This window comes from Falsibacillus pallidus (assembly GCF_003350505.1).
Classification (GTDB): domain Bacteria; phylum Bacillota; class Bacilli; order Bacillales; family DSM-25281; genus Falsibacillus; species Falsibacillus pallidus.
This window is the reverse complement of sequence record NZ_QQAY01000023.1, coordinates 1-11,955: the sequence shown is the minus strand read 5'-3', so window position 1 is coordinate 11,955 and position 11,955 is coordinate 1. Positions and strand designations below refer to the sequence as shown.

The window sequence follows — 11,955 nt, the reverse complement described above, 5'->3', positions numbered from 1 at the left end:
TCACGGATTTAGTGGTCCAATTGCTGGACCTGGAACAGTTTATGGTAATTTCCTTCAAGCCGCATTAATTCTTCATGGGAACCGACCTCTGCAATCCGGCCGTGTTCGATAAGGACAATGCGGTCAGCGTGTGTAATCGTTGATAGTCTGTGGGCCACAATAAATGTTGTTCGATCTTTCGCAAGCTTCTCCAGTGCTTCCTGGATGAGATGCTCACTTTCAAGATCTAATGCAGAAGTGGCTTCATCCAAAACGAGAAGCGGCGGATTCTTGATGAACACCCTGGCAATGGCGATCCGCTGTTTTTGGCCTCCTGAAAGCTTCACTCCCCGCTCCCCGACTTTTGTATCATAGCCATCAGGAAGGCCGAGAATGAAGTCATGGGCATTGGCTGCTTTTGCCGCTGCGAACACTTCTTCATCAGTTGCATCCGGCTTTCCAAGGAGGATATTTGTCTTGACGGACTCGCTGAACAAAATATTATCCTGGAGCACCATCCCGATTTTATCGCGCAGGCTTCTTACCCTGAATTTCCTTATATCCGTACCGTCCAGAAGGATTCGTCCGCCAGTCACATCATAAAATCGCGGAATCAAGCTGACAAGGGATGACTTTCCGCCGCCGCTCATTCCTACAAGCGCGATGGTTTCCCCGCTTCTTATATGCAGATCGATATCCTTCAGGACCGGACCGTCCTTCTCGTCATATGTAAAGCTTACATGATCGAAATGAATGTCCCCTTTAACATTCCGGCATTCAATGGCACCCGGAGAATCATCAATATCATATTTTTCATCAAATAATTGGAAAACGCGGTCCATTGATGCAATCGCCTGTGTGATCGTCGTCGATGAATTGACCATGCGGCGCAGCGGATTGTACAGCCTGTCGATATAAGCAATGAAGGCAACCATTGTCCCGAGCGACAAGCTGCCATTGATGACCTGATAGCCTGAAAAGCCAATAATCAAAAGCGGTGCAACATCCGTCAGCGTATTGACGACAGCAAATGCTTTTGCATTCCAATTCGTATGATTCAGGGCTTTCTGAAGGAAATTTGAATTTTCCCGGTCAAATTGCACCTGCTCATAATCCTCAATGGCAAAGCTTTTGATGACGGGCATCCCCTGCACCCGCTCATGAAGATATCCTTGAACCTCTGCAAGCGCCTGGGAACGTTCGCGGGTGAGCTTCCGCAAATTCCCGAAGAAGTAGCGGACAGACAATCCATAGAACGGAAAAATAATCAATGAAACAATCGTCAACGGTACATTCATCGTCAGCATGATCACAATGGCAATGAGAATCGTTGCCCCATCAAGCCAGACGTTCATCAATCCGGTGATGACGAAGTTCTTTGTCTGCTCCACGTCGTTGATCACGCGGGAAATGACTTCCCCTGCACGAGTGTTGGCATAATATTTAAAGCTCAGCTTTTGAATATGAGTGAAAAGTTTATCGCGAATGTCATATAAAATCTTGTTCCCTGTCCATTGAGCAAAGTATTGCCTGTAATATTCCACAGGCGGACGAAGGATGACGAAAACCACTACCATCCCGCCCATGACAAGGAGCAGGTGATGCGTTTTTTGATCCGCCGTCATCCCATGGTTGTTGATGACATCATCGATGACATATTTAATCAGGACCGGAATGAGAAGCGGAATGATGAATTTAATAATTCCAATGATGATGGTCCCAATGATCTGCCATTTGTAAGGTTTGACAAAACGCATATATCTTTTGATGCTATCCATTCATTTTCCTCCTTTCATCATGGGTTGTCTGCCATGCCTAAAGGTAAATGCACGCATTTACCCTTAAACAAAGCAAGCCATGAAAAAACCTGTTGAATCGTCCTCAACAGGCGTCTTACTCGTTCCAGCTATCAACGGCGGTAAGTCAAATACCTTTCATACCAAATATCAATAAAGTCAGGCGCAAAGGGACCTTTTCGCTGTCTGATCCAGCGGACAAGCTTGTCCACATTGCGCTGCAAAATTTGATCGATGACATCCGGATAGCCCATTTGCCGGCGGTGCTGCTCATATTCATCCTCATCGAGCAAATTGAACGTCATATCCGGAAACACTTTGATATCCAGATCGTAGTCGATATATTTCAGCGCCTCATTGTCATACACGAATGGGGAGCTTAGATTGCAATAGTAGTAAATCCCATCTTCCCTGATCATTCCGATGATATTGAACCATAATTCCCCGTGAAAATAACATATGGCCGGCTCTCTTGTAACCCACGTCCGTCCATCCGATTCCGTCACTATCGTCCGATCATTTCCGCCAATGACAAGATTTTTTGTTCCTTTCAATACCATCGTTTCATCCCAAACTCTATGTAAATGGCCATCATGCTTATAGCTGTGGATCTGCAACGTTTCTCCCTCGACCGGTACTGCCATTGATTTTCCCCTACTTTCCTTCCGAATCCTGATTATCTGCACCAAACGGCCAGCTGCGCATACGGGCTGTTTCATGTGCGTATATGTTTTTTATTAAATCGATATGTACAATATATTCCTATAAAAATAACCCCTTCCGCAGAAGGGACCGGCTTTTTTTACTATTATAACGTTTAATCTCCATTTTTAAAACAAAAGAGCCCTTGTTTTTCACAAGAACCCTCAAGCGAATAGCTTCATTTCCTGATAAGACCGTATAACTTCATCCGTTTGCTCCTCAAACGCCCGCTGAATTTCATGGAGCTCCTTCTTCATCATGATGATCTGTTCCTTTACAGATTCCAGCTTCGCCTCCTCCTGCAGTTCTGCAAGCTCCAACTCAAGTTCCTGGCACCGCTCAATTTCTGACTGCATAAATAATAGCTTCTCCATCGTCTCCAGCTGCTCAGACACCATTTTATTAAAATGAGACACGCAATCACCCCGTCTAATTTTTTTTGTTATTACATAAATTCTGCCCGCTCCTTTAAACTCCTTTGACTAGTTCTGTCGCATAGGAAGTAGTTTTGTCGAAGGACTGCTCCCTCATTTTTTCAAACAAGAAAAAACCGGCCCCAGACGGGAACCGGCTTCTATCGCGCAACAATTCGATTATTGTTGAGCTTGGTTTCCTGAAGCTTGGTTTTTCTTAGCTTCAGATTGTTGGTTTTGTTGTTTAACTTCTTGAGCGTTAGTAGCGTTAGTCTCAGCTGCAAACTCAGTACCGTATTGTTGAGCTGCACCAGCTTGTTGACCAGCTTGAGCGTTTTGTTGTTTCACGTGTTGTACGCTTGTACCTGCTTGAGTTTTGTTTGGTTGTTTTGCCATTGTAATCACCTCCACGCTCATTAATTTATCCATTAATGCGGGAGGCTATCCAATGATTTTTATGGAAAAAAATTCTATTTTTCAAACAAGCAGAGAGCGTCCGCCATCAACGATGATCGTCTGTCCGCGGATCATGAAGGCATCATCCGATACAAGGAATTTGACCGTTTTTACGATGTCTTCGATTTCCACCATTCTTCCGGCAGGTGTGTTTTGGCGCGCATCTTCGAGAAGCTGTTCGCGGTTCGGGAAATGTTTCAAGGCCTCGGTATCGATGGCTCCGCCTGAAACGGCATTGACGACGATATCCATTTTGGAAAGTTCGACGGACAAGTAGCGCGTCAAAGCTTCAACTGCCGCTTTGGAGACACCGACTGTCGTATAGTTTTCCAAGTAGCGAATGGAACCCAATGAACTGATGCTGACGATTTTTCCGCCTTTATCCATAAGCTTGGCCGCTTCCTGTGCACAGAACAGCAAAGCTTTGCTGTTGATATTCATCGTCCAGTCCCAGTGGGATTCTTCGAGCTCCATGACAGGACGGAGAACGCCTGATGCTGCGTTGCTGATGAATACATCCAGACGGCCATACTCTTCCTTGATGGCTTCGAACATGCCGCGGATTTTTTCAACGTCGCCTACATTTGCACGTACGACAAAAGCTTTTCTTCCTAGCTTTTCAATTTCTTCAGCTGTTTCAAGCGCCGCTTTTTTGCTGCGGGCATAATTGATGACAAGATCATATCCTTCTTTGGCAAGTTCAAGAGCGATGGCTTTTCCTACGCCCCTGCTGCTTCCTGTAACTAATGCAACTTTATTAGACATTTTTCTTCATCCTTTCTATTCGTATATATTTTAGCGATTTTGCGCATAACAAACAACGCCGGAATAAAGAATAGGAATAAGCGCATGTGAAAAGGAGAGTGCAACCCATGTATGTTGGCCGTGATATGACGGAATTGAGCATGCTGCCGATGTCGGAATGGAAAAAAAGCGAGTTGGCCTTTTTCCACCATTCCCTGCAGCAGATGGTGCCATACTTAAATTCAGAAGGACAGACCATCCATCGTGAAATCGTCGAGGAAATCGAAGGCCGCGGCGGGTTGAAAAGACTCGAAGCGGATTATACCCATGGTACCGAAGTTAACTTTGATTAAATTAAAAATGAAGCTGCTATACTCTGCAGCTTCATTTTTCCTTATACTGCTTCCACATCTTCTGGTGGGAAACCGGGAATGCGAATTCTTTCATTTCTTCTTCTGTCACTAGCTTCACGGTATCGGTTTGGTCGATTTCGCCTTCGATTCTGCCGGCATACACATCAATATTCCAGACAAGGTGTGAGAAGACATGCTCAATTTTTCCGAAGGCTGCATTTTCAACTTCTGCCATGGCAGCATGTTCTTTTAATAAATATTCCTGCAAGTGCCTCTTGGTGGAGGTGAATGTATGGTCATCTTCACACTGCGGGAACTCCCAAAGATTGGCGAGGAGTCCTTTCGCAGGCCGCTTGCGAATCAGGTATCTTCCATCATCAGTCGAAAGGATTGCCGCTGCGAGCTGAACTTTTTTGGTCTTTTTATTCTTCGTTTTGATCGGAAGTTCACGCTCTTTCCCCTCGTGAAATGCGATGCAGTGCTCCCTTACAGGGCAGAGTAGGCAGGACGGCGATGTCGGTGTACAGATTAAGGCGCCAAGCTCCATCAAAGCCTGATTGAAATCGGATGGATTATCTTTGGCGATGATTGCACGGACCGCTTCTTCAAATACTTTTCGGGAAGCCGGTTTAGCTATGTCCTCCCAGATCGAAAGAATCCGTGAAAAGACCCGCATGACATTTCCATCCACTGCAGGCTCCGGCACACCGTAGGCAATGCTTAAAATAGCACCTGCTGTATAGGGTCCCACGCCTTTCAGTTTGGCGATTTCCTTTGGATCCTTTGGAACGATGCCGCCATATACTTCCTTTACTTCTTTCACAGCACTCTGCAGGTTGCGTACGCGGGAATAGTATCCAAGACCTTCCCAGGCTTTTAAGACTTTATCTTCATCTGCTTCGGCAAGGTCATTTATCGTCGGGAACTGCTCGACAAAGTTATTGAAGTAAGGTATGACCGTATCGACTCTCGTCTGCTGAAGCATGATTTCAGAAACCCATACCCGGTAAGGATCCTTGTTTTCCCGCCACGGAAGGGTCCTTTGCTCCGCTTGGAACCAATTGATGAGATCTTGTTGAAATCCCTCTATATCTATTTTCTCAAGATTATCTATGAATATTTTTGCCACAAATACTTCCTCCAGGATGTTAATCTAGTGTCAGTTTAGGGAATAACATAATTATGGAACAGATTTGAAACGTTTTTCCCATGGTATTGAACTCTTTTATACCTTATCATGTTTTGCAAACAATACAAGCTAGAATGCTGTCCTTTAAAAAGGAGGAATCCATACTTGGATACTGGCACACACGTAGTCATGGGGTTTGCGCTTGGAGGATTGGCGACGCTCGATCCAGTGGTTGCGGAACATACGGCCACCGCACATAGTGTGTTGATAGGAACCATCATCGGATCGCAAATACCTGATATAGATACTGTATTAAAATTAAGGAATAACGCTGTTTATATTCGCAACCATCGGGGCATTACCCATTCGATCCCTGCCGTCATGCTCTGGCCTCTTGCCATCATCGCAGTGATCTACCCGCTGATGCCGCAAGCCAACCTGCTGCATTTATGGCTGTGGACATTTTTCGCCGTCTTCCTGCATGTGTTTGTTGACATCTTCAACGCTTACGGGACTCAGGCATTACGGCCATTTTCATCCAGATGGGTCGCGCTGGGGATCATCAATACGTTTGACCCCTTTATTTTCATCATGCATGTAATAGGCTTGATCTTGTGGGGATTCGGAGCGGATCCGGGCATTACTTTTGCCCTCATATATGTTATTCTCATCGGCTATTATCTGCGGCGGATTTATGCTCATCACAGTTTGAAAAAAGCCATCAAGAAACGTATTCCGACGGCAGAAACAATCATCGTCTCTCCGACCATGCGTTTTCACCAATGGCGGATTGCCGTCAAAACACGCGATTCTTTCTATGTGGCGCGCGGGCACCAGAGATCCATCACGGTGCTTGATGAGTTTAAACGGATCCCCATTCCGGATACAGATGTGATCAATGCAGCGAAAAAAGATAAAAACCTATCTGCGTTCCTGCATTTTTCCCCGGTCTTCCGCTGGGAAGTCGATGAATACGATGACTATTATGAAGTGAGATTCATCGATTTGCGCTACCGGAGCAACGGCCACTATCCATTTGTCGCCGTGGTGCAGCTCGATCTTGACCTGAACATTACAGGCTCCTATACCGGCTGGATCTTTAGCAAGGAAAAACTCAGGAAGAAGCTTGAGATCAATACTTTCTAGTAAGAAAAGCGCAAGCGCCTCGAACAGCCCCGACCAGCATAAGACGGAACTCGAAGGAAATCCTGATTTCCGTAGAGGTACGGCTTATGACTCGAGGGGCTAGGCGCTGGAGCTGGACAGCACTTCACCCAGAATTTTTATACTTTCTTTCTATAACAAAAGGATCATCGTCCATATAAAATGGCGATGATCCTTTTGTTGTGCATTAGTGCTTCATGTCATTTTCATCATTAAGCAGGTGCTGATATTTTGGATTGACGGCTGCAAATTCATGGAGCTTTTCTCCGTATTGCGTAATCCAGTGGGTGACGATTTTTTTCGTCATTTCCCTGCCTTTGTATTCGCGTCCAGCTTTAGCATAGGTAGTTTCGAAATCTTCCCAGAGGATTTCGACCCACGTCCTTGCTCTTGCATAGCTTAAGCGATCGTTTTTCTCCAACAGAAGTGCCGTCAGCTTTTCGAATAATTCATTCATAAAAATTGCAACCTCCTTTCCCATTAATATCTCCGCTTAGTGCCAGTCAATTTTCATCATACTATATGTACGCGGGGAAGCATTGCGGAGAACATCTTTGTTTTCCCGCGTCAGTGCAAGTCGATCAAGCATTCAGGGGGTTCTTACATGCGAAATAAAGCTAAAGGTTTCCCATACGGCAGCCAGAATAAATTCGAAGGCGAGCCGCGGGCCAAAGCCGAGTATGCCTCTAAACGGGCAAACGGCACAATCAATACGCATCCGCAAGAAAGAATGCATGCATCCAATCAACGTGAAAAGGATACCATTTGACACGTACTGAATCTGACAATTCAAGGGGGCTTTCACATGGATAATGTGAATAATAATTTCTCTAATGACAGATATAACAGTCCATTCAATAAAGCTTGGTTCAATAAAAAACACGCTCATGCTCAAGCGAATGGCGAAACAAGAATCACTCAGAAGCAGATCATTCTAGCGAATGAAACGCGTAAAAGGTCATAACCCCTAATTGACTGCCAGGCGCTGATCTTTTGAAAGGCGCCTGGCCATTATTTTATTTATTCTGTAGGAGTGAAATCGGAAGGGCCTCTTCCTTTCCATCTCCCTGCAGGCGGAAGCCCCAGGCAAACACGCCATTCATGTAGTCGACTTTAAAATAATTGCCCGGATCGCCAATAATCCCGTAGATTTCTCCTGATTTGAAATCGTTTGGATCAAGGAGATAGGCCTGAGCCATGATCGATTTACGCTGCAGTACAGCGAACTCATTCACCATGCCAAGCTGCTCGGCTTTTCGAGCTTTCTCCCGCAATTGGGCAATCTCTTCATTCAACTCATGTTTCGTCATCTCACTATATCTTCTCTCAGTTTCCATAGTATAAGCACCTCTGCTTTAGTATAGTGAAAAAATGCGATAGAATAAAGTGAATCTTCTTTTCGTATATGCACGGAAAGTTAAATTGGAATTTTAATTGAACTCATGCCGAAAGACGAATCATTTTTTACATAGGGGGCGTTCATCATGAAAAAAATTGTGATTACTGGAGCAGGCACAGGACTAGGAAAAGAATTGGCTTTGCAGTATGCCGATAATGATGTGGAATTGCACCTGGTCGGGCGCAGCCTGCAGACATTGGAAGAAACGGCGGCTGAAGCAGAAAAAAGCGGTGCAAAGGTTTATGTTCATGCAGCGGATATAACGGTGGTAAGCGAAGTTAAGCACATTGCAGCGGAAATTGAAGAAGACGGCCCTGTGGATATCCTCGTGAACAACGCCGGCATAGGAATGTTCGGACCATTTATGGAATCGACGGCCGATCAGATGGAAGCGATGTTCCGTACAAACAGCTTCGGACCGATTTATTTGGCAAAAGCATTTATCCCGGGCTTTTTACAGAATAATAGAGGCACGATCATCAATATCATTTCAACAGCCGGACTGCGCGGCAAGAAAAATGAATCGTTGTATGTAGCAAGTAAATTTGCATTAAGAGGCTTCACAGAGAGCTTGCAGCAGGAGTATGCCGACACCGGCCTCCGCATTGTTGCAGCTTACATGGGCGGAATGAACACGCCATTCTGGGACGAGACGGACCATATCAAGGATAAAAGCCGCTTGCGCACACCAAAAGAAGTGGCGGAAATCATCGTCAAAGAAAGCGCAGAGAAGACAGAGATCGTTATTGAATCCAAGAACAAAAGCGGAAGCGCCTGAACAGAGGCGCCGAGGTTGGACTGAAGCACCACGAGATAAAGGAAACACGGAGAGCGAAAGCGATCCGATGTTGACTTATCGTAAGTGTGCTGAGGGAAACCTCCCAGCCTCTAGGCGCTGGAGCTAGCCGGTACTGCACTTGCAAAATTTGTTAACTTATAGCTATTGTGATAAACAAGAGGAGGGCCATATCAGCCCTCCTCTTCTTCTTTATGTTCAAGGAAGCGGTCGATCAGCTCCATCTTAAATCCTTTTCGATACAGCGCCTGCTTCATTTTTTGCTTATATTCAAATCCTTCAAATTTGCTGTAGCGTCTGTAGGCTTTTTCTCCTTGATAAAGGATTGCATCCCATTCTTCATCGGTATCTTTTTCAAACTCAACTTCGTTCAATGCCTCTTGGATGACACTCGACGAATACCCTTTCCTCATCAGGGTCTGCTGAATTTTTTGCTTCACATTGGACTGAGAGAGGTTCTGATTTTGTCTCACCACTTTTTCAGCAAGCTTCATCGCGTTCTCCAGCTGTTGATCAAACGGAAACTCTTCCAACGCCCTTTCAATGAAATTCTGATGGACGCCTTTTTCCGCAAGCTCTCTTTTGATGGTGACAGGCCCTTTATTGGTCGTAGCTGCCTGCGTTCTTACAAAAGCAATCGCAAATTCTTCGTCATTGATAAACTTGTACTGATTTAATTTAAAAATGATTTCCGGAATGATGGATTCCTCTATTTCTTTATCCTTTAAGTAAGTCCTGATTTCTTTTTCCGTCCGCATGCGGGCAGTCAAATAGTTCAATGCCATGTTATAGCCTTTTCGGATATCGTCATGGAATTGAATTTCCGAAATATCAAGGTCAGAAAGCTCTTGCCCCTTCTGCAGCCTCTGCTTTGCCAGCACATCCTCGTCCACACTGAAAGCATATTTTCCATCCAAAAAAATATTATATCGTTCATCGTTTTTGACTTGTTTGGATATTTTCGTAATGATGGCCACGGTGAATCACCTCTTCTTATTAATGTTAACACATTGGTATAAGTTTTTTATTGGTGAAATAGGTAAAATATAAGGAATAAGAAACGGGAGGGGAACGAAATGAAAGCAGCAATAACCGGAGGAACAGGTTTCATTGGAAAAGTCCTGACACATGACTTGATGAAAGCGAATCATGAAGTGATCATTTTAACCCGCAATCCTGATAAATACACTTCCACCGATCGAGTCCGCTACGTGAAATGGATGTCTGACGGCGCCAATCCCGTGCCGGATTTAGAAGGCATTGATGCATTCATTAACTTAGCCGGTGAATCCATCAACAGCGGACGCTGGACAGAGGAACGGAAGAAGCGGATTTTTGATAGCCGGATGAAAGCAACAGATGAAGTATTGCGGATCATCCGTTCATTGAATAAAAAGCCTGGGGTCTTGATCAACGCCAGCGCAATCGGCATCTATCCGCCCGATTTGAACAGGACCTATACAGAAGAGTCCACTGATAAAGGGGATGACTTCCTCGCTGAAACCGTAAAGAAGTGGGAGCAAAAAGCGAGCGGTGCCGAGATGGATGGTGTACGGACGGTGTTTACCCGCTTTGGCATCATCCTCGGAAAAGACAGCGGAGCACTGCCGAAAATCGCCATGCCTTACAAGATGTTTGCCGGTGGAAAGGTCGGATCCGGCGAACAGTGGATGTCGTGGATCCACATCCAGGACGTAGTATCAGCCGTCCAGTTCTGCATGGAACACGATCAAATGAGTGGCCCCGTCAATCTTACAGCTCCCCACCCTCTCCGGATGAATGAATTCGGGAAAATACTCGGCGACGTCCTGAACAGGCCCCACTGGCTTCCGGCCCCTGCTTTTGCCCTGAAGTTAGCCCTGGGTGAAATGAGCATCCTCGTTTTGGAAGGCCAAAAAGTCATGCCCGAAAAACTGCAGAACAATGGATATTCCTTTCATTTTGCGACTCTCGAGCGCGCCTTGGCGGATATTTATAAGAGGTAAACGGTATATCCGGCCTTTAATATGGAAAAAATAGGAGTAATCTTCGAGGGAAAGGGTGTTTTCATTTGGAAAAGCGAAAAGGTGAAAAAGAACGCAGCACATTGACGAGCGCACAGGAGATTACGTATACCCGGTCTTTCAAAGCCGCGGATCGCGTCGCTGGATACAATACCAAAAGAAACAAATAATTACCTGAGGAAAATTTCAAGATACGGGCATTCTATTAGTACGGGGGATCCACTCTCCCGTACTTTTATCTTCTTTTATCTTGAAAGGGGTTTTGTGTAATGGGTCGTGCTAACAATCAGAAAACGCGTGATAAGAACAAGAACAAACTTCCACAGGTTCCTAAGAACTTAAAAAGCAATGCTCAGGATGTTGAGTATTCCCGCGAATTAGCTGACCAAGCCGACTTTGAGGCACAGGCTCGCTCCAACGCTGCCAACCAGCGTGTGAAGCAGAAAAAGAACAAACGATAAAAGTAAGCTTATGCTTTAAGCATTGGCTAAGAAAAAAGCAGGGACCATTCGTTCCCTGCTTTTTTCATATTTATGGGACAGGGGGACAGGTTTGTTGTCCCAGGGGCGGGACAATGAACCTGTCCCCGCGTCCCACATTTTGTGGATAATGTTGATAACTTTGGAAAATGTTTCTACCAGTGAATTTGTCGAGTGGATAAAATTGTGCACAAATTGTCGGATAATTCTGGGGATAATGTGCATAAGTCTGTGAATAACCACAATTATAAACATTCTGACTGTTGATAACTGTGTGAATAACCTGGAAGGTGCTTTGAAGGTCCCTGTCACGCCCCGGTATTTGTCGAATGGCGTCGCTCTTTTTCTCACCTTTTCGGGGTCCGCCTACCGTTGGCGCATAAGGAATGGATTTTGGTGCATAAACGGTTGTGTTTCGCGCAAAAAGCTGCATATTCTCGCGTATAGTGGACTTCTGTCAATAAAGTAGACACTTATATGCAAGTAAATGGCGTACTTTTTTTCTTCCGCGCTTCGTTTTCACTCCGCTTGGAGGCCTCTGC

General features: G+C 45.2%; 17 protein-coding genes. 8 read left to right on the top strand and 9 right to left on the bottom strand.

Going from position 1 to position 11,955, the window contains the following annotated elements; all coding sequences use genetic code 11:
- Positions 1-8: 8 nt before the first annotated feature.
- The 5 genes from DFR59_RS18885 to fabL form a co-directional block, all read right to left on the bottom strand.
- Complete coding sequence (locus tag DFR59_RS18885) at positions 9-1,757, bottom strand: ABC transporter ATP-binding protein (RefSeq protein ID WP_114747222.1); 1,749 nt, start codon at positions 1,755-1,757, stop codon at positions 9-11.
- 131 nt (positions 1,758-1,888) lie between these two features.
- A complete protein-coding gene (gene ntdP, locus DFR59_RS18880) occupies positions 1,889-2,419 on the bottom strand; it encodes a nucleoside tri-diphosphate phosphatase (protein WP_114747221.1) in 531 nt (176 codons plus the stop codon).
- 222 nt (positions 2,420-2,641) lie between these two features.
- Positions 2,642-2,893, bottom strand: a complete 252-nt coding sequence (locus DFR59_RS18875) for a YgaB family protein (protein ID WP_114747220.1) — start codon at positions 2,891-2,893, stop codon at positions 2,642-2,644.
- Between the two features lie 177 nt (positions 2,894-3,070).
- Complete coding sequence (locus DFR59_RS18870) at positions 3,071-3,286, bottom strand: gamma-type small acid-soluble spore protein (RefSeq protein WP_114747219.1); 216 nt, start codon at positions 3,284-3,286, stop codon at positions 3,071-3,073.
- Between the two features lie 81 nt (positions 3,287-3,367).
- The gene (gene fabL / locus DFR59_RS18865) at positions 3,368-4,111 is read right to left on the bottom strand and encodes an enoyl-[acyl-carrier-protein] reductase FabL (RefSeq protein WP_114747218.1); all 744 of its coding nucleotides are present in this window, start codon (positions 4,109-4,111) and stop codon (positions 3,368-3,370) included.
- A gap of 107 nt (positions 4,112-4,218) precedes the next feature.
- Between fabL and DFR59_RS18860 the strand changes: the two genes are divergently transcribed.
- Entirely contained in the window at positions 4,219-4,443 is a 225-nt protein-coding gene (locus DFR59_RS18860) for a hypothetical protein (protein ID WP_114747217.1), read from the top strand.
- Between the two features lie 31 nt (positions 4,444-4,474).
- Here the strand turns inward: DFR59_RS18860 and mutY are convergent, their stop codons facing one another.
- Positions 4,475-5,572 carry an A/G-specific adenine glycosylase gene (gene mutY, locus DFR59_RS18855; RefSeq protein ID WP_114747216.1) on the bottom strand — a complete coding sequence of 366 codons (1,098 nt, stop codon included), beginning with the start codon at positions 5,570-5,572 and terminating at the stop codon, positions 4,475-4,477.
- Positions 5,573-5,737: 165 nt separating this feature from the next.
- Between mutY and DFR59_RS18850 the strand changes: the two genes are divergently transcribed.
- Positions 5,738-6,718: a metal-dependent hydrolase gene (locus DFR59_RS18850; RefSeq protein ID WP_114747215.1), complete on the top strand. Its 981-nt coding sequence runs from the start codon at positions 5,738-5,740 to the stop codon at positions 6,716-6,718.
- A 205-nt stretch (positions 6,719-6,923) separates the two neighbouring features.
- Here the strand turns inward: DFR59_RS18850 and DFR59_RS18845 are convergent, their stop codons facing one another.
- Positions 6,924-7,193 (bottom strand): YfhJ family protein, encoded by a 270-nt coding sequence (locus DFR59_RS18845; protein ID WP_114747214.1) that lies wholly within the window; start codon positions 7,191-7,193, stop codon positions 6,924-6,926.
- Positions 7,194-7,340: 147 nt separating this feature from the next.
- Here DFR59_RS18845 and DFR59_RS18840 point away from each other — a divergent pair, with 147 nt between their 5' ends.
- Positions 7,341-7,505 (top strand): small, acid-soluble spore protein K, encoded by a 165-nt coding sequence (locus DFR59_RS18840; RefSeq protein ID WP_114747213.1) that lies wholly within the window; start codon positions 7,341-7,343, stop codon positions 7,503-7,505.
- A 36-nt stretch (positions 7,506-7,541) separates the two neighbouring features.
- A complete protein-coding gene (locus DFR59_RS18835; RefSeq protein ID WP_114747212.1) occupies positions 7,542-7,700 on the top strand; it encodes a YpzG family protein in 159 nt (52 codons plus the stop codon).
- Positions 7,701-7,752: 52 nt separating this feature from the next.
- On the opposite strand, the gene DFR59_RS18830 is transcribed toward DFR59_RS18835, so the two are convergent.
- Complete coding sequence (locus DFR59_RS18830; RefSeq protein WP_114747211.1) at positions 7,753-8,073, bottom strand: YfhH family protein; 321 nt, start codon at positions 8,071-8,073, stop codon at positions 7,753-7,755.
- 147 nt (positions 8,074-8,220) lie between these two features.
- Here DFR59_RS18830 and DFR59_RS18825 point away from each other — a divergent pair, with 147 nt between their 5' ends.
- Positions 8,221-8,913, top strand: a complete 693-nt coding sequence (locus tag DFR59_RS18825; RefSeq protein ID WP_114747210.1) for an SDR family NAD(P)-dependent oxidoreductase — start codon at positions 8,221-8,223, stop codon at positions 8,911-8,913.
- Positions 8,914-9,104: 191 nt separating this feature from the next.
- On the opposite strand, the gene recX is transcribed toward DFR59_RS18825, so the two are convergent.
- Positions 9,105-9,908: a recombination regulator RecX gene (recX, locus tag DFR59_RS18820; protein WP_114747209.1), complete on the bottom strand. Its 804-nt coding sequence runs from the start codon at positions 9,906-9,908 to the stop codon at positions 9,105-9,107.
- A 99-nt stretch (positions 9,909-10,007) separates the two neighbouring features.
- On the opposite strand from recX, the gene DFR59_RS18815 reads away from it, so the two are divergent.
- From DFR59_RS18815 to DFR59_RS18805, 3 genes are all read left to right on the top strand, one after another.
- Positions 10,008-10,916 carry a TIGR01777 family oxidoreductase gene (locus DFR59_RS18815; protein WP_114747208.1) on the top strand — a complete coding sequence of 303 codons (909 nt, stop codon included), beginning with the start codon at positions 10,008-10,010 and terminating at the stop codon, positions 10,914-10,916.
- A 65-nt stretch (positions 10,917-10,981) separates the two neighbouring features.
- Complete coding sequence (locus tag DFR59_RS18810) at positions 10,982-11,104, top strand: YfhE family protein (RefSeq protein WP_114747207.1); 123 nt, start codon at positions 10,982-10,984, stop codon at positions 11,102-11,104.
- 99 nt (positions 11,105-11,203) lie between these two features.
- Positions 11,204-11,395, top strand: a complete 192-nt coding sequence (locus tag DFR59_RS18805; RefSeq protein WP_114747206.1) for a YfhD family protein — start codon at positions 11,204-11,206, stop codon at positions 11,393-11,395.
- The last annotated feature ends 560 nt before the right edge of the window (positions 11,396-11,955 follow it).